Source organism: Rudanella paleaurantiibacter, assembly GCF_009184635.1.
In the GTDB taxonomy this organism is placed as follows: domain Bacteria; phylum Bacteroidota; class Bacteroidia; order Cytophagales; family Spirosomataceae; genus Rudanella; species Rudanella paleaurantiibacter.
Genome location: NZ_WELI01000006.1, coordinates 384,381 through 406,168, shown reverse-complemented (window position 1 = coordinate 406,168; position 21,788 = coordinate 384,381). Strand labels below are relative to the sequence as shown.

Here is a 21,788-nt window from a genome sequence, read left to right as displayed (position 1 = left end):
GACACCCGTTTAGGAGCCGTTGGGCAGCCGCACCCCCAATCCGTACAAAGGCCCGCCCGTTGTCAGTATTTCCGATGTCCAATCCTCTTTTTCCTTCACAACCTACGGGTGCCCCACGGCCCCTCAACTATTTCTCTCCTATGCCCCAATTCTCGTTTAACCGGCGTCAGTTTTTACAGGGAACATCGGCCTCCCTGGCCCTGACGGCCCTGGGTTTCGATGGCCCAGCCATGCCGCTGTCGCCCAATGCCAAAACCTACCGGGTATCGCTCATCGGCACCGGTTGGTACGGAAAAAGTGATCTGTTTCGCCTGATTCAGGTAGCACCGGTTGAGGTAGTTGCCCTCTGCGACCCCGACCGGAATCAGCTCGAAAAAGCGGGCGAGCTGGTGAGTCAGCGGCAGGCATCGAAGAAAGTACCCAAACTCTACGGCGACTACCGCAAGATGCTGGCCGAACAACCCGCCGACATTGTCCTGATTGGCTCACCCGACCACTGGCACGCCCTTCAGGCTATTGATGCCGTGAAAGCCGGGTCGCACGTATATGTGCAGAAGCCCATCAGCGTCGACGTGATCGAGGGGGAGGCTATGGTAGCCGCAGCCCGCAAATACAACAAGGTAGTCCAGGTGGGTACGCAGCGGAAAAGCACTCCGCACCTGATCGACGCGAAGAAAAACATTGTGGATGCCGGTTTGCTGGGCAAGATTTCGCACGTAGAAATGTGCTGCTACTTTCACATGCGCGCCAACGGCAACCCGCCTACCGAGCCCGTACCCGCCTTTTTCGACTACGAAATGTGGACCGGCCCCGCCCCCATGCGCCCTTACGATGGGCTACCGCATATCCGCTGGTGGCGTACCTTCAACGAATACGGCAACGGCATTATGGGCGATATGTGCATTCACATGTTCGATACCGTTCGGTGGATGCTCAAACTCGGCTGGCCCAAGCGCATTTCCTCAACGGGTGGCATTCTGGTCCAGAAAGAAGGCAAATCGAATATTGCCGACACGCAATCGGCCGTGTTTGAATACGACAACCTCAACTGCGTTTGGCAACACCGCTCCTGGGGCACTCCCAACAACCCCGAATACCCGTGGTCGTTTACGCTTTACGGCGACAAAGGCACGCTATGGGCCAGCACCATGCAGTACGACTTTGTACCCGTCGATAAAAACGGCCCCACCAAAGGCGAGAAGATTCACAAAGACGTGGTGTACGAAAAAGAAAAGTACCCCGAAGACCTGAAAGAAGAACGGATTGAGCTCAACGCAGCTCCGGCCACCCGCCTGCATATGCTCGACTTTATCAAAGCCATCGAAAACAACAGCCGCCCGGTAGCCGACATCGAAGAGGGCCACATCTCAACGGCAAGCTGCCTGCTGGCCAATATTTCGATGAATCTGGCCGGCCGGCCGCTTGTGTACGACCCCAAAAAGCGGGTTGTTGTGGGCGACAAAGAAGCCACTGCCATGTTGCAACGACCCTACCGCAAGCCCTGGCAACACCCCGACCCTAACCGGGTATAAGCGGGTTTTCGCGCCCGAACGTGGGTTTGTAAAGAGGAGCGGGTAACTTTGTGGCGGCTGGTAAAGCCGATAGAGCCGCAACGTTACCCGCTCAATTTATGATCACAGAAACCCCTTCCCACTACGACCACCTGGAACAGATGTCGGTACACGACCTGCTGGTTGGGATCAATAACGAAGACAAAACGGTACCCTTAGCCGTTGAGAAAGCCATTCCGCAGATCGAAGCACTCGTGGCCGCCACCGTCGACCGGATGCGGGCCGGTGGGCGGTTGTTCTACATCGGTGCGGGTACAAGTGGCCGCCTGGGTGTGGTCGACGCGTCGGAGTGCCCACCTACGTATGGCGTACCGTTCGACATGGTTATTGGCCTGATTGCCGGGGGCGACGGTGCCATCCGCAAAGCCGTTGAATTTGCCGAAGATGACCCCCAGCAAGCCTGGCACGACATGCAGGCTTATAACCTGACCCCGCAGGATGTAGTGGTGGGTATTGCGGCTTCGGGTCGTACGCCCTACGTCATTGGCGGGTTGCAGCAGGCCCGCGCGGCCGGTTGCGTTACGGGTTGCGTGGTGTGTAATCCGGGCTCGGCAGTAGCGGCCGCCTGCGAGTTTCCGGTGGAAGTGGTAGTAGGCCCTGAGTTTGTCACGGGCAGCACCCGCATGAAATCGGGCACGGCTCAGAAACTGGTGCTCAACATGCTGTCGACGAGTGTCATGATTCAGCTCGGCCGTGTGAAAGGCAACAAAATGATTGATATGCAACTGAGCAACCATAAGTTGCAGGACCGGGCCGCCCGCATGGTCGAAAACGAGCTGGGTGTATCGCGCGAGGAGGCCGAAGCCCTGCTGGCCCAGTTTGGCAACGTCCGGGGGGCTATTGAAGGGTATCACCGGCGGTAAGCTTGCAGTTTACGGTTTAGAGTTTTTAGTTTATAGTTTTTGGTTAGAGAGTTAGCATTCTGTATTCCCCCAACAACAAACTATTCAGCATGAAAGCCATTCGACTGACCGAAGTTCATCAGCCCGCTGTACTAACCGACCTACCCACACCCGAAGCCGGGCCGGGTCAGGTGCTGATTAAGCTTAAAGCGGCTGCTCTTAATCACCGCGACGTGTTTGTGCAACAGGGCCTTTACCCCGGCATGAAACTCCCCGTAACGCCCGGCTCCGACGGGGCGGGTGTGGTTGAAGCCGTGGGCGACGGGGTTGATGCACAACTGGTTGGTCAGGCGGTGGTGATAAACCCCGGCCTCAACTGGGGCAACGACCCCCGTTTTTACAGCCGGGATTTTCGGATTCTGGGTATGCCCGACGACGGTACGTTTGCCGAATACATTGCTGTACCTGCGCAATATGTGTATCCCAAACCCACGCACCTGTCGTTTACCGAAGCGGCTGCGCTCCCCCTTGCTGCCCTTACGGCCTGGCGGGCGCTCATGACGCGGGCCGCCCTACAACCGGGCGAACGCGTTCTGGTAACGGGAATTGGGGGTGGGGCCGCCCTGTATGCTCTTCAGCTGGCGGTAGCCGCCGGTGCTGAAGTGTGGGTCACGTCGGGCTCCGATGAGAAACTGGCCCGGGCAGGAGTGCTGGGAGCTAAGGGTGGTGTTAACTACCACGACGCCAACTGGCACAAAAACCTGATGGAAGCTACCGGCGGAGGAAAAACAGGCTATTTCGATGTAACCATCGACAGTGCCTCAGGCCCCGATTTTGCCAAGCTGCTCGACACGGCTACGCCGGGCGGCCGAATTGCTGTGTTTGGCGGCACAACCGGCAACATCACCAACGTGCCGCCTTCGAAGCTTTTCTTTAAGCAACTGAACATTTTCGGGAGCACCATGGGCAGCGATGCCGAGTTTGCCGCCATGCTTGCGTTTGTCAATCAACACGGGTTGCAACCTACCGTAGATGAGGTGTTTGCCCTGGCCGATGCCGAGCAAGCCCTCCGAAAAATGGAGTCAGGTAAGCAGTTTGGCAAAATTATTCTGGCCGCCGAGTAAGGTTTTGCTCACTTTTTTCGTATGAGTTGTACACATAAATGCCAGTTATCCACAATCAACTTGTGGATAACTGGCATTTTCTATGGAAATACGAGAGATTAAGCACCAAAAATGAAAGCATGGGCACTTATATCTGCAAGTCGAGCCAAAACATATTGCCGTTAAACAGGCTGCTATACAAGACAGCCGCCCGGCTCCTTCACTGAGGAGCCGGGCGGCTGTCGTTTTGAACCCTTGAAGCAACTCAGGCTTTTTCCTTTTTCAACTTGTCGCGTAGCTGAAACAGCTCGTCGCGCAGGCGGGCCGCTTCCATAAAGTCGAGCTCTTTGGCGGCTTTCTCCATGCGGGTTTGCGTCTCCCGGATAAGCTGCTCCAGGTCGCTTTTGCCCATGTACTGCACCACGGGGTCGGCGGCAATCCGAATTTCGTCGGGTTCCACATAAAACTGCTTCGGCTTGGAGTCGGCCACTTTGGTTTGACCCAGAATCGACTCACGAGACTTCAATACCGTGGTTGGCGTAATGCCGTGTTTCTGGTTATACTCCATCTGAATGGCCCGGCGTCGGTTGGTCTCGTCGATAGCCTTCTGCATGGAACCCGTAATCGTATCCGCGTACATAAGCACCTTGCCGTTGGCATTACGAGCGGCCCGGCCAATAGTCTGAATCAACGACCGGATGTCGCGCAGGAACCCTTCTTTGTCAGCATCCATAATGGCCACCAGCGACACCTCCGGCAAGTCGAGGCCCTCGCGCAAGAGGTTTACCCCTACGAGTACATCGAACGCGCCGAGCCGGAGGTCGCGCAGAATTTCGACCCGGTCGAGGGTTTTGACTTCGGAGTGAATGTATCGGGTTTTGATACCCACGCGCTCCAGGTACTTGCTCAACTCCTCGGCCATGCGCTTGGTGAGCGTGGTTACGAGCACCCGTTCCTGCTTTTTGATGCGCGCGTCAATTTCTTCGAGCAGATCATCAATCTGGTTGAGGCTCGGGCGTACCTGAATTTCGGGATCGAGCAGGCCCGTGGGTCGAATGAGCTGCTCAACTACCACACCTTCGCTTTTGCGGAGTTCGTAGTCCGACGGCGTTGCCGACACGTAAATGGTTTGCCCGGCCAAATCTTCAAATTCCTGAAACGTAAGCGGCCGGTTGTCCATGGCACTCGGCAACCGGAAACCATAGTCGACCAGGGCGGTTTTGCGGGAGCGGTCGCCCCCCCACATAGCCCGAATCTGCGGGATGGTCACGTGGCTCTCATCCACCACGAGCAGAAAATCGTCGGGGAAATAATCGAGCAGGCAGAACGGGCGTTGGCCAGGTTTACGCCGGTCGAAATAACGCGAATAGTTTTCGATACCGGAGCAGTACCCCAACTCGCGCATCATTTCGAGGTCGAACTCGGTGCGCTCTTTGATGCGCTCGGCCTCCTGCTCGCGAAACTCGCTTTCAAAATACCGAATCTGTGCCACCAGATCGTCCTGAATTTCATGAATAGCCCCATTGAGCGTGTCGCGGCCGGTCACAAACAGGTTAGCCGGGAAGATGGTCACCAGCCGCTCTTCGGAGATCCTTTTACCCGATGCTGGGTCGATGCGCTGAATGGTCTCGATTTCGTCGCCGAAGAAGATAATGCGGTAGGCAAAATCGGCATAAGCCACAAATACATCGACGGTATCGCCTTTAACCCGGAAGTTACCCCGGCTAAATTCGCCCTCGGTACGGCTGTACAGAATCTCAACAAGCTTATGCAGAAACTGGTTTCGGCTCATGGTCTCACCTACCCCAATCCGCACCACGTTGTTCTTGAACTCTTCGGGGTTGCCCATACCGTAAATGCACGACACGGACGCCACTACCACCACATCGCGCCGACCGCTCATCAGGGCCGACGTAGCCGCCAGCCGCAGCTTATCAATCTCCTCGTTGATGGCCAGGTCTTTCTCGATGTACGTGTTGGTTGTCGCGATGTACGCTTCGGGCTGGTAGTAGTCGTAGTACGAGATAAAGTACTCAACGGCATTGTTGGGAAAAAACTGCTTGAACTCGCCATAGAGCTGGGCCGCCAGAGTTTTGTTGTGGCTCAAGACCAGCGTAGGTCGATTTAGCTGGGCAATGACGTTGGCTATGGAAAACGTTTTGCCCGATCCCGTCACCCCCAGCAATACCTGAGCGGGTTCGCCTTCCCGAATCCCTTTGAGCAGTTCGCCAATGGCTTTGGGCTGATCGCCGGTAGGTTGAAATTCAGAAGTTAGTTCAAAGTTCATCAGCGTTGGTTGTCATTCAACCCCGCTTTCCGTTGGCGGGGAGAATCTGGCTAATTTACGAAAAAACCCCTTTTTTGCCAAAGGGGTTTTCGAAATAGGCGCACCGTACCGAGTGGTTCCAACCTCAGCCGCCTTGACCGGTTTGCCCATTCAAACGCCCAGAGAAAGCTAGTTGCTGCCAACGCCTTCTGGGCTATGGTATTACTCAGATTAGAACCAACAGGCAAGCAGTATGCTGGCCCGCATCGGCACTATCTGTTCTACAGCTTCACTGTCTGGTCGGCCCATGAAGCAGAACCTGAATAAATAGATACGCTGGTATTCAAGTGCTTCAAAATCGTAATCGTGCAGATTATCGTGATGACATTGAACGTGGGAATGATAAAAATGACCGGAATAACGGAATAGCCGAGCAGCGCCATAGCGACTACCTTAGCCGTTAAGGCAGTCATTAAGATGGATAGAAAGACAAAATATACCGGACAAAGCAGATAGCCCAACTGTTTTTTTCGGATAAACAAAACAGCCGTAATGAATCCAGCCGGCAGCAGGAGTCCCAAGTCGAAACCCTGTACAATCAGGGTTGTATAGTGTTCAACCTGCACCGGAACAATGGTGCCGTTGAGCAAAGGCGGAAGTACAACGCTTAACCATAGCAAACCAATAGCCACTGAATTAAGGATCAGAAAGCCGCCTGTTGCTTTCAGGGGTGTCGATGGGCTAAAGGCCGTTGGCAACTGGTGAACCTCAAAGGAAAGGAGAGTGATCAGGAAAGCATAGAAGGAAAGTCCCAGCAAAATCACATACCCGATAAATAGGCTGTTGTACATGCCCATGGCGGTGTAAAAGAGGTAGGTAACCAGAAAGTAGCCTAACGTTCCTGCCAGCAGATAGCGTCCCCGAAGCGAGCCTTTTCGGGCCAGCAGGAGCGAGAAGAGCAAAAGTGGAACCGCCAGAAATAGGGTGATATAGTCCTGCGCAATGCCCTGCGGTGCTACTTCGGCCGACATGTCCTTGTATAGCCCTTTCCCGTAGATAGTAACTACATTCCCTCTGATTGATGTGTAGGGATAAGGGCCGCCCCCTTCATCCGAAAATATACCAGCGGATGTGGCAATTATTGCCATCAGAGCGACCAGAATAACCAGTGCGGTTAACGTTTTTTGGTAGGGCAGGTTATGATTGGGCAGCATAATTGGTGAAGCAGTGTCTCGGTAACGGTGATCGTTACCAGACAGACAAAGCTACCCGCAAGGCAGGCTTCAAGTGTTGACTTCAATCATTCGGGAAGATGATCTGCGGCCGCTTATTCTATGGTTGTCAGAGGGTATCTCAAACAGCTTATCGCTCACAAAGGCTGTTTTCTATGCGGGCAGTCGCACCACAAACTGCGTTCCCTCACCCTCCACACTCTCCACCTCCATGGTGCCACCGTGCCCTTTGGTCACAATATCATAGCTCAGGCTCAGGCCCAACCCCGTGCCCTCGCCCGTGGGCTTGGTGGTGAAAAAAGGCTGGAAGATTTTGGCCCGAATGGGTTCGGGGATGCCCATGCCGTTGTCGCGTACACAGACCACTACCCGATCCGTCTCTCGACGGGTGCTTACCCAGACGGTGGGCTGATAGTGCTCCCCAGCTTGTTCGCTCCGTTGCTCAACGGCATAGAACGCATTGTTGTAGAGGTTCAACAACACCCGGCCGATGTCCTGGGCAACCACTTGCACGGGTGGCAGGTCGGGGTCAAAATCGGTCACAATCTGACAGGTAAACCGGGGCCGGTCGGGGTCTCCGGCTTTGTCTTTCGCGCGCTGTCCGTGGTAGGCTAGTTTGATATATTCGTCGGCCAGGGCGTTAAGATTGGTGGGGGTTTTCTCGCCCGTACTGGCCCGGCTGTGCTCCAGCATACCCCGCACAATAGATCCCGCCCGCTTACCATGATGGGTAATTTTGCCCAGGTTTTGCCGGAGGTCGTCGGCTAAGGCCAGCACATCGTCGGTATGCCCGGCCTGCGCTTCTTCCTTCAGTTCATCGAGCAGTTCGGTACTTACCTCCGAGAAATTATTGACAAAGTTGAGCGGGTTCTGAATTTCGTGGGCAATACCGGCCGTGAGTTCGCCCAGACTGGCCAGTTTTTCTTTCTGGATAAGCTGGGCCTGGGTGGCTTTCAGGTCGACAAGGGCTGTTTCGGCTTTTTGCCGTTGCGCGCTGATCTCGTCACGTTGTTTCTGGAGCAACCCATTCGCTTTTTGTTTGTGTCGATTGTTCCGGTACAGAATCAGGGCAATCAGCACCAGCACCACAATGCCGCCCACCAGGGCATACATGGTGATACGGGTCCGGTAAGCCTCTTCGAGCCGTTGTGCATCTTCCTGACGCATCCGTTCGTTGAACTCTATGTTCTGGAAGTTCTTTACCTTTTCTTCGTTTACGAGGCTGTCTTTGGTGGCAGAAGCCAGCTTTAAATAGGCCAACGCCTGGCGGGGATCGGTTGGCTCGTACAGTTCGGACAGAAAGGCGTACGCATTGGTTACTTTCCGCAGAATAGCGCTGGATTTAGCAACCTCCAGCGATTTCCGGGCGTAATGCAGCGCCGAGTCGGGCCGGTTGGTTTTCTGAAATACCTCGGCTAATTCGTAATACATCTGACTGAGCAACCGGTTGTCGCCAAAGGCGATACACGCCGGAATACTCTGCCGGTAGTAGCTCAGTGCCTGCGGGTAGCGGCCCATTTGTTTGTACACATTGGCCAGGTTCGATAGCTCAATGTAGATGTCTTTACTGTTCCGTTTTACACCCAGTGCATACGCAAGCTGGTCGTATTTGAGGGCCGAGTCGAGTTTGGTCTGGTTGGCGTAATTATAGCCCATATTGAGCGTTGCCATCTGCCGCAGTTCGTCGTTGTCCAACCTGTCGGCAAAAACCCGGGCTTTGTTGAAGTATTCAATTGATCTGGCCCAATTCGCCTGTTCTACGTAGAGATTACCCAGGTTATTATTGGTTCGGGCTAACACGTCCAGGTCGTTTTCGGCTTCGGCCACGCTGATGGCCGCCAAATGAGCCTGTAGCGACCGGTCATAGTTTCCCGTGATCCGAAAAATAGTCCCCATCCGGTTCAAAATCCGCGCTTCGCCCCGGCCGTAACCGATGTTTTGAGCCAGGCGCAGCCCCTCCTGAATATACTGCATGGCCACAACCGGTTGCGAGTACATGAGCGTCCGGCCCAGCTGTTCCAACATCAAGACGCGGGTAGTGTCGGGCAGGGGTTCGCTCAGGCGTTTCTGGAGACTATCGGACAGGCTTTGCTGGGCCATAACTGGTATCAGCCCAATACATAAACAAACCAGCAGTAGATATAAGCGCATAGGCGGAATGGGTAGCACAACCAAATATAAACCATGAATATACTCAGGCTGACGAACGCGACTATATTTGTTTCATTATCAGCCATATCCCATATGAAACGGCTCCTCATCCTGGCTATATGCGGCCTGCTTGCCCATGCAGTTACAGCCCAGAAACTCCATGTCATCTATGTGCTGGAACAGGACAGCCTCCAGGTGGGTCTGGTAAACCTGCGTAACGAAGAGCTGGTGAACGACATAGTCGGGGCCATTCATCGGGGATTGCGCTCGAATCTCCCCCTACAAATCAGTCGACTGGCCCGGCAGACCTTCACCGCAAAGGACCTACAGGATACCCTGGCCCGGCTTAAAACCACTTCCCGCGACATTATTCTGCTTTACTTCAGCGGTTACGGCCTGAAACCCACAAACCCGGCCAGTCGGTTTGCGAACTGGAAACTGGGCGATATGCCCCGTCAGGGACTGCCTATCGAGACTGTTGAGGAATGGGTTGACGCCCGAAATGTACGTCTGGGGCTGATTATCGCCGATTACAGCACAACATTTATCAAAGACCAAACCATACTTAGATCTATGAATACCACGCTGGATTTGACACAGGAGGTTATTCATCAGTTATTTATCCGTCAGTGTGGGTTGGTTAAGCTGGGGAGCGCACTCCCCTCCCGCCCATCCTACGTCAAAACTGGCAACCTGCCCAACGAGCTGTTTCCGGACCCACCCGAAAGGATCTTCGGTTCGGCGTTTACGTACTCGCTCAACGAAGCTTTTCAACAGATATTGACCACTACCTCGCCTGACGAGCTACCCGGCTTATCGTTTGAGTCGTTGAAAAATAGTACCCAGCAATACATCAGGCAGCACATACGCAGCTATAGGCAAGAACCCGTTCTGGACAGTAAGCCATGTCGGGCCATGCCAGTTGCCGCCAAACCGGGACCCGCTCAACAGACTGGCCAAATCCAACGGGTTAATCTAACAGCCGCCCAACCACCCAAATCATCCATACCGGCACCGGCCCGTTACCAACGACTGCGGGTTGACGAAGACGCCTACGACGCACTTCCCCAAAAAATGCTGACGACTACGCGTAAAAACACATCAGGGGCCCGGGATTTGTCGATGTACGCTCCCCCCGTCATCAACCAGGGCTCCAAAAACACCTGCGTGGCCATTGCCATCGGCTATTACATGCGCACTATTCTGGAAGCCCGCCGACGCAACACCACCGACAAAACCCGCAAACTCGCCCTGAGCTATTCGCCGTTTTACCTCTACAATCAGGTCAAAGACCCGAACGATGAGAATTGTCTGTTCGGCGTTGATGCTGGCAGAACACTCGACTACCTAAAGAATGAGGGGCTACCGTTGTTCGCCAATAAGCCGGGTTCAGGGGCTACGCAATACAAAAACCCCTCACTCTGCCTCAACAGTGGGGCCGATACGCGGGACGCGAACCAGTCGGCCCGTATTCTGGATTACGTGAAACTATTCCGAACGACCGAAGCCGGAGCGGCCAAAGTACAGGCTACCAAGAGCGCGCTGGACGAGTTTTCGCCGGTAGTCGTTGGGGTTCAAACGACCCGCTCCCTGGAAAATCTGACGTTCAGCCGGACCTTCTTCAGTAAAATGGGTAAACGGGTGGTAGAGCTGGTGTCGCAGGAAGAGCGTGAGGGTACTACCTGGCGGCCGCAGGATGCCAACACCTTGTCTTTTGGCCATGCCATGTGTGTGGTAGGCTACGACGACAACGCGCAGGGCAAAGGCAAAGGGGCCTTTAAACTAGTGAATAGCTGGGGAACCTGGTGGGGCGACGACGGTTATTTCTGGATTTCGTACGAGAACTTTGGCAAGTTTGCCAAGTACGGGTATCAGGCCTATTTGCGGCCAGACAATACACTGGATAGAAGCAACTTAGAAGTCGATCTAACGTTTTTTCGGGGCATTTACGAGTACCGAACGCTACCCGTTCAGGCTCAGAGGCTCCCAAACGGCTACCCCATGTACAGGCTTACCAGCCCAATGCGGCCGCAGGACAAGTTTAAGTTCAGCGTTCAGGTGAACCGCCCCACTTATTTGTACATGATTACGGCCAGTTCGGCCGAAGATACAGTTAAACGATTGCTACCAGCCACCGGCAGAAAGCTCATTATCAGCCCCAACCTCAAAACGATTTACCCACAAAATGAATTTCTACAGCTCGAAGGCAAACCCGGCCAAGAGTACTCGCTGTTTCTGTTTGCATCGTCCGAACTACCCGCCGATGTCCTGGAAGAGTACCGAATGAATCTCCAACGATTAGCAAAAAGCCTATTTCCTGCCCGCTTCAATGAGGTTTCAAACGTGCGGTTTGTCTCCCCTCGCCGAATCGACTATAAGCAGAAGAAAATAGGCTTTTTTGTTGCTAACCAGTATATCAACCTCCTGGCTCGTACCGACGCCCGATGGGTTGTACCGCTTTTGGTGACGATAGATCACCGCCAGTAGCGGTTACTTCTTACGCCCCCAAACAAGGTACCCAATCAGCAGGCCTACAACCAGGCCAATCAGGACCGAAAAAAGGTCTATGTTACTCCCCAGACTTCCGCCATCGCGGCCGCCGGCCTGATCGGGACCAAACGCCAATACAGGCACTGAAACAGAGCAGAGTGTAGCGGTAATGATTTTTTTCATGGTCTTAAAGCGAAAAAGGTTTAGGAATACTAAAGGTAGAAAACTTAAGTAAAAATGCTACTCATCGACCACCAAAGCCAGCAGGCCCCCTTTTACGGCCATGCGCGACACCTTCCGGTGCGGCAGGCTATCGGGAAGTTGCACCTCGCGCCATTGTTTGGTTTTGGTATCGAACGCCCACAGATCGGTGCCCCGGCTTTCGAGCAGCGTGCCGTTGGGGGTCCAGGCATTGTAGTGTTCACAATCGGGGTCGCTCTCGGTCAGGTCGCGCACCTGTCGGCGGGTCGGGTCGTAGAGCCGGATAAGCCATTTGGAACCCACCTGCTGCACAAAGCTCAGGGCTTTCCGGCCCGGCACCAGGTGCAGCGAACGGCCAATCTGGGTAGCCAGGGTGGTATCGAGCCCGGTTCTTAGATTTTTGTACCGGAGCGAGTTTAGCTCGCCCGGCCGTGGGGTCGCGAGCACAAACACGGCTACCTCGGTCGGGCTCAACCAGGCCTGATACCCAATTTTACCCGTTTGCTGCGACGCCAGCATGAGGGTTGTTTTAGTCGGGTCAGCGAGAGCATACCGCACCAAATCCTGATCGCCGTTGGCTTTGCGCTGCACAATGCACGACAGGTACGCGCCCCCTGGCACTACCGTGGGCGAATACTCCAGATCGGGCGTGCGGGTAATCTGGGTACGGGTGTTTTTGAGCACATCGTACGCCCAAATGTCGGTTTGCCCATCGGGCATCATCGAGGTGTAGTACAACCGGGGCTGCGTCGGGTGGAAAAACGGCTGATTATCGTAACCGGGCTTCGCCGATATGTTGCGCGGGTTTGAGAGGGTAACCCGACCCGCCTGCTCAGTGAGGTCGAGCAGGTAGATTTCGGTGCCGGGCTGGGCCAAAGCGGCTATCGTGAGTAAGCAAAGAAGAGAGGAGAATATCAGTTTAGGCATAGGACGGTGGTACGTTTAACCAGTTCTAAACGGGAGTAGCTCGTGCCATTTTCCCGGTTGTTGCCAAGTTAAACGCTCCTCCGTAGAAACCCAAAAAGGCGTCTGCTATAGCCTTTCCCTGATCGGCACCCAACGGTTTAAGCATCTTTCCACTAACCAGCTGCGGCCCGGTCGTCTCCAACTGGCCCGTTCACACTGAGCCTATTATCCGCGGTTGGTACCCGTACCGGCAGGTATGCTGACGGTCTTCGCTGGTGGCAGTAAGCGTAACAGCGAGCTTACGCACCACCCAGGCTTACCGTCACGTAAAAAGTGGCCTTTGTCCATGCGTTTGTCCATTCCCTAAACTTGACAATTGGGCGCAGAAAGGAGTCATTGGCGGTTCGTATCCTACGCTGATAAACGCCTTCCCATGAAACACCTTTTACACGTTTCGTCCCTTCCGCACTCAAGCTCTTGCCAATCCCGCCGACCGGCGCAACTACGCCTGTGGTTAACGCTCCTGCTGCTTGTAGGTAGCCTATCGGCCAGTCTGGCCCAGACCGTCAACTGGACCGGTGCGACCAGTTCCAACTGGAATATCGCCAGCAACTGGAATCCAGCCACGGTACCCACGGCGACAAATGATGTGGTAATTTCCTCAACTGCCACTACCCAGCCCACCCTGAGTACTACAGCCGTAGCTAAATCGGTGGAGGTACGAAGTGGAGCTTCTCTTAGTATCAGTAGCGCAGGGAGTTTAACGGTCAATGGTAATAAAGTTGTGTTAAGTGGCCCTACTACCGCTTTCTACAACGGAGGGACCGTAGTAAACGAAGGGTCGTTGGTACTGGGCAGTACAGGGGCAGTAGGGTTGCATGGCCTTTGGAACGTATCGTCGTTCAGTAATGTGGCGGGGGGTAGCATCCGAATTGACCGGAGCACAATTACAGGCCTGAATAATCAAGGCAACTTTGTCAACTCGGCCAGTATCACCATCGGGGCGTCGGCCACGGTAGGTACGTATGGGCTCACAAACAACAATGGGTCGTTTAGTAATGTAACAGGAGGCAGCATCCAAATTGACCGAAGCAGTCTCTACAGCCTGTTAAATACCGGCCTCAACGGCAGCAATGCCAGTTTCATCAATTCGGCCAGTATCACTATTGGAGCATCGGCCACGGTGGGCGAAACGGCCCTTTATAATGAGGTAGCATTTACCAATACCGCAACCGGAAGCATCTCACTTGACCAGGGGAGTATTTACTGCTTCAGGAATAATTCGGGTTCCTTTATCAATTCGGGGAGCCTTGCCATTGGAACGTTGACAAGTGGGGGAATCATTGGATTGTGGAATCGAGTGCTATTCACTAACACAGTGGGGGCGCGCATTTTTATTGATCGAGCCACAGGCACCGGACTATTCAATGACCCAGGGAGTAGTATTTCTTTTGTCAATGCAGCAACCATCACCATTGGTACGGGGGTAACAGGCACTGCCATCAATAATCAGGCTACCTTTAATAACCAGGGTTGCCCGGCTCTGATCCAAAGCCTGGGTAACGGGGTGATCACCAACTCGGCTTCATTCTCCAACACAGGCACCATTATCGAGAACGCCAGCGGCAACAGCAACATCAGCTTCAACGGCGGGCTGGTTCAGAACCTCAACGGCGGTAGCTTCACAGTAGCCTCGGGCCCCGCTCCGGTGACAGGTGCGGGGCTGTACTGGCGGGGCTGCACAAGCACGAACTGGAACACGGCCGCCAACTGGTATCCGGCCACGGTACCCACCCCCACCGACAACGTGATTATCCTGCTCGGCGCGGCCAACATGCCCACCCTCAGCACCACAGCGGTGGCCAACTCGGTAGAGGTGCAAAGCGGGGCCTCCCTATCCATCGGTGGCGGAGGAAGCCTGACTATTAATGGGAATAAAACTGTGTCTGGTAACACCACGGGATTCTACAACGGAGGGACCGTAGTAAACGCAGGAGCGCTGATACTGGGCAATTCAGGGTCGGTGGGCCAGCGCGGACTTTGGAATGTATCCTCGTTCAGTAACATGACGGGCGGCAATATCACTATTGACCGGGCCTCGAACCGAGCCTTGCTAAATGACTTAAACGGGAGCTTTGTCAACTCGGCCAGCATCACCATCGGGGCGTCGAATACCGTTACGGCATCGGTTGGATTGGAAAACTCTTCGTCGTTCACTAACCAGACTGGGGGCAGCATCACCATTGACCGGGCCACTTTTGCGGGCTTGAATAATCTATCTGGCAGTAGCTTTATCAATTCGGGTATCCTCAACATTGGCGCAACAGCCAATGTAGGTTTAGTTGGGCTAGGAAATTCCGCGTTGTTCCGAAACGCGTCGGGGGGCAGCATCACCATTAGTCGGGCCAGTGGCGCGGTTCTGAACAATCAAACAGGTGGCATATTTGTCAATTTGGCCTCACTCACCATCGGGGCTGGGGGCTCGCCATCGACAATAGGTCTACGTTCGACAATCAAGGGTGTGCGGCATTTTTGCAGAGCTTAGGAGGTACCATCACCAACACCGCGCCCGGCTCGTTTTCCAACACGGGCACGATTATCGAAAACAGCGGGGGGAATAGTAGTATCAGCTTTAACGGCGGATTGATCCAGAACAACAACGGCGGCTCTTTTACCGTAACCCAGGGCTCACTCCCACTGAGTGTATCGGCCACCAGCGCTACATCTTGCTCAGCGCCCAACGGCTCCATTACCCTGACGGGTCTACAGCCCAATACTGCCTACACCCTTAGTTATACCCTCAACGGGACACCCACTACGCTCAACCCCACCAGCAACGGGACCGGGCAGGTGGTCGTCTCCGGCTTATCCGGGGGAAACTATGCCCTCATCCTGAGCGGAGCCTGTGTGGCGCAACCGCTGCCCCTTGTAACAACTATTATCGGTACGCCTTCAGCTCTCACCATCACCTCCCAACCCGCTACGGGATCGGCCGTGTGCGCGGGGGGTAGCTTATCGCTGAGCGTAGCTGTCTCGGGGGCAGCCACAACCTACCAGTGGTACAAGGGGGGTACTCTCGTAAGCGGTCAGACAACGGCCACCCTTTCGCTGACCAACGTGCAAACTACCGACGCAGGCAGCTACTCATTGGTAGTAACAGGGGGCTGCAACAGTGTCACCTCAACAGCTTTTAACCTGACAGTCAATACAGGCTGCCCCTTAGTGTGGACCGGCGCAACCAACACAAACTGGAATACCGCCACCAACTGGAGCCTGAACCGCGTACCTACTTCCACCGACAATGTGATTATCTCACCTGGCCCGTCTAACATGCCTACACTCAGCACCACAGCGGTAGCCAACTCGGTAGAGGTACAAGCGGGGGCTTCGTTCTCTATCAGCAGCGCGGGGCGTTTGACAATCAATGGCAGTAAAGCACCGGTAGGTGTTATTACTACAGCTTTCTACAACGGGGGCATAGTGGTCAATGGGGGCTCGTTGGTGCTGGGCAATACAGGAAACGTGGGGCAGCATGGCTTGTGGAACAACTCTGCGTCGTTTAGCAACGTAGCGGGGGGCAGTATCCAAATTGACCGGAGCAATGAGAGGGGCTTACTGAATGAAGGTCTCAACGGCAGCTTTGTCAACTCGGGTAGTATTACCATCGGGGCCAATGCCAGCGTCGGGCAGACAGGGCTATGGAATACGTCGTCGTTCAGTAATCTAACGGGGGGCAGTATTCAGGTTGACCGAAGCACTCTTTATGGCTTGGGGAATAACGGCAGCAACGCCAGCTTTGTCAACTCGGCCAGTATCATCATCGGAGCGTTAGCCACACCAGGGCAGTTCGGACTGGGCAATGGGGCCCCGTTTAGCAATGCAGCGGGGGGCAGCATCCGTATCGACCGGAGTAGTATCGCTGATCTGTTAAATCAAGGCAGCATCGCCAGCTTTGTCAACTCGGCCACTCTTACCCTGAGTACCAGTCTGAATACCGCTATCAGCAACCGGGTCGATGCCATCTTCAACAACCAGGGATGCGCGGCCCTGATCCAGAGCCTGGGTAATGCAGTGATCTCCAATTCGGCTTCATTCTCCAATACGGGTACCATCATCGAGAACGCCAGCGGTAACAGCAACATCAGCTTCAACGGCGGACTGGTGCAGAACCTCAACGGTGGTAGTTTCACCGTGACCTCGGGCAGTGCCCCCCTGAGCGTATCGGGCACCAGCCCCACCACGTGCAACCCCGCCAACGGGAGTTTTACGCTCGCTGGTCTGCAACCCAACACCACCTATACGCTGAGCTACTCCGCATCGGCTGGTGGCAACACCACCCGCACCATCACCGCCGATCCGACCGGGCGAGCAACGGTCTCTGAGCTGACTGGCGGCAACTACACCCTCTTGTTGGGTGGGGCTTGTGTAGCCCAGGCATTACCCCTGTCGGTGAGCCTCAACTCGGCGGGTTCGCCCGTAGCCTTTACCCAACAGCCGGGCAGTGGCACGGCCGTCTGCGCAGGCAGCAGCATCTCGGTGCCGGTGGGCGTAACCGGCCCGGTGACCGCTTACCAATGGTACAAAGACGGGCAGGTGCTGACGGGGATAGCCTCGGCAACTACGGCCACGCTCTCGCTGGGCAACGTACAGGCCGCGAATGGAGGCAACTACGTGGTGGTAGCCACAGGAATCTGCAACAGTCTCACCAGCACGGCCTACAGCCTGACGGTAAATGCCCCAAACCTGAGTATCACGGCCAGCCCTTCGCTCACAATCACCCCCGGGCAAACCGTGACACTCACCGCCACAGGCGCTGTCTCGTACACCTGGACGGGCGGCTCCACTGGTAACCGTTTCACGGTCTCGCCAGCCACCACCAGCACGTATTCGGTGACCGGTGTGAGTGCGGCAGGCTGCTCCAGCAGCACCTCGGTAACGATTGTAACGGGCGGTTGCTCCAGTATGGTCACGGTGCAGAACGGGCCGTGGAATGCACCTGCTACCTGGTCATGTGGCCGTATACCCCAAACAGGCGATGTACTGCGGTTGCGCCATGCCGTAACGCTCCCAGCGGGCTTCACAGGCTTTGGTAGTCAGCTTATCTACGAAGCGGGCGGGCAGTTGATAACCGGGTCGGGTAGTAAGCTTCGGTTAGGGACGTTCTAAACCACTGAACTTACCGTTCCTAACCCAATCAGCTAGTTCAGATTCTGCGAACCATCCGGCTGGTACACGTACCGGAAGGTGTAATAACGGCCTTCGCTCGTAGCGGTGGGCGTGGCGGGGGCGTCTTTGTAATAGCTCAGGATTTCGACCTTGGCATAGTTGCCATCGCCCGTCCGAATCAGAAGCACCCTGCCGGGAATAGGCGTAATAAGGGTATTGGCGTAATTGTACCAGCCTTTTCCCGACCCGGTCGGAATGGCTAGTTGGGCAGGGCTCTCGTCGGTGGCGAAGGTGGTACCTGCCGGAATGGTTTTCAGCTCATCGAACGTACCGGTATGGATAAAAGCGCCCCCTCTGCCCGACCGGATGCTCCCCCCGTTGATAATAAGGGTGGTAGCCCGAAAGCCAATATCCCATTTGTTCGTTGCCGAGTCGCTATTGGCTACGGTTACGCCATCTTTCAGACTGAACAGGGTAAACTTGTTTGTAGCGCCGACAGGTTGCCCGGTTTGCGGGTTAATCTGGGCCGGGTCGGCCGCGAGGTTCCGAATAGTAGTGGCCTTCACTGGCGCTACAGAGGTGGGTTCTTCCTGGTTACAACCGAATACAGAAAGTAGCGTCAATGTGGTCAGGAAGGCGATTTTTACAGGTTGCATAAACGTAGAATTGAATTTGTGAATGAATTGGCCCGCTCAGGAGCCTTTGGTGTTGGGTAGCAGTGTCCAGCGCAGCGACGCATACCACAAGCGCCCCGGCAGATTGGGAATGTATTGCGGGTCGGTATGCCCGGCCAGATTGTCGATACCCGCCTGAAGCGTAAAGGCTTTCAGCGTCTTACTGACCGCTACATTCCAGAGCATATAGCCATTGACATACTCATTGTCGGCATCCAGAATGACATTAGCGTTCCGGTCGGCAAAGCCGTAGCGACCGCGATAAATACCCCGTACACTGGCCGAAATGCCCCGACGCGGCTGTTCGTAAAACAGTTTGAGGTTGGCCATGTGCCGGGAGCGGTTGTACAGGCCACCGTACTCATTGGCTTTGACACGCGCTGTCAACAATGTTTCGGGTGGTCCGTCGATGCGGTCACGGCGAAAAATCTTGCCCTGCCGCAACTGTTCCACGACAGCCTTGTCTTTGGCTACCAGGTACTGATACCCCCCGCCAATGGTTAGTCGGCCCGTGCCTACGGGTAGCCGGTAGCTACCGTCCAGCTCTGCCCCCTGCGTAAACACGCGGTTCAGGTTGATGTAGCTGAATACACTCTGCCCGTTGGTTTTCAGGGCCACGGCCTGGGTTTCAATCAGGTCGCGGATGTCGTTGCGGAACAGGTTCAGACTGGCCGTAATAGGCAGGTTATACTGCCGACCCAAATCCGCTGCCACACCCAGATTGACCGCTACCGAGCTTTCGGCCCGGATGTTGCCAAAGGCGGCCGGGTCAGTCAGTACCTCGGCCAATTGCCCCTGTCGACGGAGTCGCTCCAGACTGGCGGCCAGTTCGTGCGTACCGAACACACTGTAGCCCACCACCGAATTGTCGAAGTTGAGGTAAAGTTGCCGGAAGTCCGGGGCTTTGAAACCAACACCCGCGCTACCCCGCAGGGCAAACGTCTGGTTCAGTTCGTAGCGGGCCGACACCTTCGGGCTGAACTGCGTGGCATACTGCGAATGCGCATCGTAACGCCCACCCAGAATAAGGTTCCAGCGGCTCGTCGGCAGCCACTCGTACTGAAAAAAGGCGTATTTGTTCGTGAACCGTTGCCGCTCGGTGTAGCGGGTTGCCTCCACGCTTTCGGCCATGAAGCCCGCGCCCAGGGTCAGCATGTGCTTCTGGTTCAGGTAATGATCCACCTGCACTTCCGGCCGGTCGAACGTCTGCCGAAAATAGCTTTGGTCATACGGTTGCCGGTTATCTATATACGTAAGGTTCGTTTGTGTCCGATACAGCGTGCTGTAATACCGGTACGTCACCTTCCAGGCTTCCGACAGCCGATAGGTCAGTACCGGGTTCATATTCCGGTCGGTGACGCGGCCCAAACCGGCAACCGCCCGGCCGGGACTTATCTCCAGAAGGTTATCCTGCCGCTCCGAAAAATACCGCCCCGAAACGCTCAGCTTTAGCTTGTCGGTAAAATCAGCTGTCAGGCGTCCGCTCAAGGTATGGTTCAGAAACGGCGACACGGTGCGGCCCGTCGTTTCGGGAGTGAGGTCATATCCCGCCGACCCATACCGATTACCAAATGCGTACAACCCAATCTTACCGAACCGCAGGCCCACATCGCCGGTCAGGTCGCTGGTGCGGTTGGCCCCGTAACGGGCCGAAACCGACGCCCGCGTGCGGGTGGGGGTTTCGGTAATGATATTGACCACCCCCGCCAGGGCTTCTGACCCGTACAGGCTCGATGATGGCCCCTTCACGATTTCAATTTGCTTGATGTTGCCCACCGCCAGTCGGTTCAGTTCGAGCGTGCCCGCAGTGCGCCCCACCAACGGCTCCCCATCGATCAGAATAAGCGTGTAGTCCGGCCCGAAGCCCTGCACCTGAAGCCCCTGCCCGTGGTCGGTGACAATAGCGAGGCCGGTTTGTTCCTGCAACACATCATTGAGCCGCAGGGCACCCATCTGCCGGATTTGCTCCCGCCCAATTACCGTCACGGGCATGGGTAGTGCGCCCATAGGCCGCTCTGTCCGGGTTGCCGTAACGACCACCTCATTCAGGGCGCGGCTTTTCAGGCTGTCGGCCCGGCCAACCGTGGCCCGGCCCGTGGAGTCGGGGCCTTGCCCCATCAGGGCTATGGCTATCACAAACAGCAGCATACTTATTCGGCGAGTTCGGCCACAACGTCGCGCCAGGCTTGTTGCTCCGGAATGCCCGGTTTACGTTTCCCAAAAATCAGGGCGATCTGATTGCCAGCCACGTCGAACAGTTCCAGACTCGTCACCACCCCGTCGACCGTCGGCTTTTTCACCACCCAGGCTGTGGCTACGTGGTCTTCGCGCAGGTGCAGATTAAACGTTGGGTCGAGTACGTTGAACCACGGCCCCATAGGCACCAGTTTGCGCACCTCACCCGTATGAATCTGAATACAGCCCCGGTTTCCCACGAAGACCATGAGGGGCAGGCCCGTTTGGGCTACCCGGCTGAAAACCTGCTTCACCTTGTCGAAAGGGGTCTGAATAGCAAAGCCTTCGGGGGCCAGATACATAGCCTGTAACCGGGTCACCTTGTATTTCCGAAGCAAGCCAAAAAAGTCGTGCGTATCCTGCAAGTCGCGCCAGGCCTGCTGAAATTTCGCGACGGCAATGTCGCTGTCGGGCGTTTCGGCGGCAGGCTCGGGTTTAGGGGCTATGGGCAGATGGGCAGACTGACTGGCGGCCCGGAACTGCTCTACGAGCGTGTGATAAGCGGCTTCGTTGCTTTGGTCGGTCAGGTAAATTTTATGAACAGCCTCGCCATCGCCCGCAAAGAATTGTAGGCTCCGGCGTCCGTTTTCATTGACCGCAAAGGCATGTTTCCAGTGCGTCATGAACAGCCGGAGGTCGATATCATCGCCCAGTACCAGACCAACATGGCCATTAAACGACACATTTTGGTACTCGCCTTTGCGCTCATGAACGACGCTGTCGTTACGGGTCAGGGCCATAACGTAGCCCAACGACGGCACCCCTTTCAGCAGTTCGCCGAAATCGCCATCGAGCCGGATAGCCGTTTCGCCCACGCCCGTGGCCACCAGTTCGGCTTCGCTCACGCCCAGTTGGCTTGCCGCGTCGCGGATACGGGTTTTAGGGTTTTCGGCCCGAAAAGTGGCGTACAGTGTCTTGAGACTTAGTAGTTCAGTGGTCATTGGAGGAATG

14 protein-coding genes are annotated in these 21,788 nt (G+C 55.4%); 6 read left to right on the top strand and 8 right to left on the bottom strand.

All coding sequences use genetic code 11. The annotated features are described in order from the left end of the window. The first annotated feature begins 140 nt into the window (after positions 1 to 140). From F5984_RS16820 to F5984_RS16810, 3 genes are all read left to right on the top strand, one after another. Positions 141 to 1,532 carry a Gfo/Idh/MocA family protein gene (locus tag F5984_RS16820; RefSeq protein ID WP_152125371.1) on the top strand — a complete coding sequence of 464 codons (1,392 nt, stop codon included), beginning with the start codon at positions 141 to 143 and terminating at the stop codon, positions 1,530 to 1,532. A 98-nt stretch (positions 1,533 to 1,630) separates the two neighbouring features. Continuing rightward, a complete protein-coding gene (gene murQ / locus F5984_RS16815) occupies positions 1,631 to 2,434 on the top strand; it encodes an N-acetylmuramic acid 6-phosphate etherase (protein ID WP_152125370.1) in 804 nt (267 codons plus the stop codon). Positions 2,435 to 2,523: 89 nt separating this feature from the next. After that, positions 2,524 to 3,537 (top strand): zinc-binding dehydrogenase, encoded by a 1,014-nt coding sequence (locus tag F5984_RS16810; RefSeq protein WP_152125369.1) that lies wholly within the window; start codon positions 2,524 to 2,526, stop codon positions 3,535 to 3,537. A gap of 244 nt (positions 3,538 to 3,781) precedes the next feature. Here F5984_RS16810 and uvrB read toward each other — a convergent pair whose 3' ends face one another. The 3 genes from uvrB to F5984_RS16795 all read right to left on the bottom strand — a co-directional run bounded on the left by uvrB (position 3,782) and on the right by F5984_RS16795 (position 9,165). Beyond that, a complete protein-coding gene (uvrB, locus tag F5984_RS16805) occupies positions 3,782 to 5,803 on the bottom strand; it encodes an excinuclease ABC subunit UvrB (RefSeq protein ID WP_152125368.1) in 2,022 nt (673 codons plus the stop codon). Positions 5,804 to 6,063: 260 nt separating this feature from the next. Then, positions 6,064 to 6,996, bottom strand: coding sequence for a hypothetical protein (locus F5984_RS16800; protein ID WP_152125367.1), 933 nt, complete (start codon positions 6,994 to 6,996; stop codon positions 6,064 to 6,066). Between the two features lie 171 nt (positions 6,997 to 7,167). Next, the gene (locus tag F5984_RS16795; RefSeq protein WP_152125366.1) at positions 7,168 to 9,165 is read right to left on the bottom strand and encodes a tetratricopeptide repeat protein; all 1,998 of its coding nucleotides are present in this window, start codon (positions 9,163 to 9,165) and stop codon (positions 7,168 to 7,170) included. Between the two features lie 93 nt (positions 9,166 to 9,258). Here F5984_RS16795 and F5984_RS16790 point away from each other — a divergent pair, with 93 nt between their 5' ends. After that, positions 9,259 to 11,652 (top strand): C1 family peptidase, encoded by a 2,394-nt coding sequence (locus F5984_RS16790; RefSeq protein WP_185155538.1) that lies wholly within the window; start codon positions 9,259 to 9,261, stop codon positions 11,650 to 11,652. Positions 11,653 to 11,655: 3 nt separating this feature from the next. On the opposite strand, the gene F5984_RS16785 is transcribed toward F5984_RS16790, so the two are convergent. Together F5984_RS16785 and F5984_RS16780 are read right to left on the bottom strand one after the other, a co-directional pair. Continuing rightward, positions 11,656 to 11,838, bottom strand: a complete 183-nt coding sequence (locus F5984_RS16785) for a hypothetical protein (protein ID WP_152125364.1) — start codon at positions 11,836 to 11,838, stop codon at positions 11,656 to 11,658. 57 nt (positions 11,839 to 11,895) lie between these two features. Then, entirely contained in the window at positions 11,896 to 12,783 is an 888-nt protein-coding gene (locus F5984_RS16780) for a TolB family protein (protein WP_152125363.1), read from the bottom strand. 412 nt (positions 12,784 to 13,195) lie between these two features. Between F5984_RS16780 and F5984_RS16775 the strand changes: the two genes are divergently transcribed. Together F5984_RS16775 and F5984_RS16770 are read left to right on the top strand one after the other, a co-directional pair. Further along, complete coding sequence (locus F5984_RS16775) at positions 13,196 to 15,307, top strand: beta strand repeat-containing protein (RefSeq protein ID WP_152125362.1); 2,112 nt, start codon at positions 13,196 to 13,198, stop codon at positions 15,305 to 15,307. After that, a complete protein-coding gene (locus tag F5984_RS16770; protein WP_152125361.1) occupies positions 15,295 to 17,928 on the top strand; it encodes a beta strand repeat-containing protein in 2,634 nt (877 codons plus the stop codon). The genes F5984_RS16775 and F5984_RS16770 overlap by 13 nt, the downstream gene beginning before the upstream one ends. Positions 17,929 to 17,960: 32 nt before the next feature. Here F5984_RS16770 and F5984_RS16765 read toward each other — a convergent pair whose 3' ends face one another. The 3 genes from F5984_RS16765 to F5984_RS16755 are packed head-to-tail and all read right to left on the bottom strand — an operon-like array spanning position 17,961 to position 21,778. After that, entirely contained in the window at positions 17,961 to 18,584 is a 624-nt protein-coding gene (locus tag F5984_RS16765; RefSeq protein WP_152125360.1) for an HmuY family protein, read from the bottom strand. A gap of 36 nt (positions 18,585 to 18,620) precedes the next feature. Next, on the bottom strand, positions 18,621 to 20,750 hold the full coding sequence (locus tag F5984_RS16760) for a TonB-dependent receptor plug domain-containing protein (protein WP_152125359.1): 2,130 nt from the start codon (positions 20,748 to 20,750) through the stop codon (positions 18,621 to 18,623). A 2-nt stretch (positions 20,751 to 20,752) separates the two neighbouring features. Further along, positions 20,753 to 21,778, bottom strand: a complete 1,026-nt coding sequence (locus F5984_RS16755; protein WP_185155537.1) for a hemin-degrading factor — start codon at positions 21,776 to 21,778, stop codon at positions 20,753 to 20,755. Positions 21,779 to 21,788 lie beyond the last annotated feature (10 nt).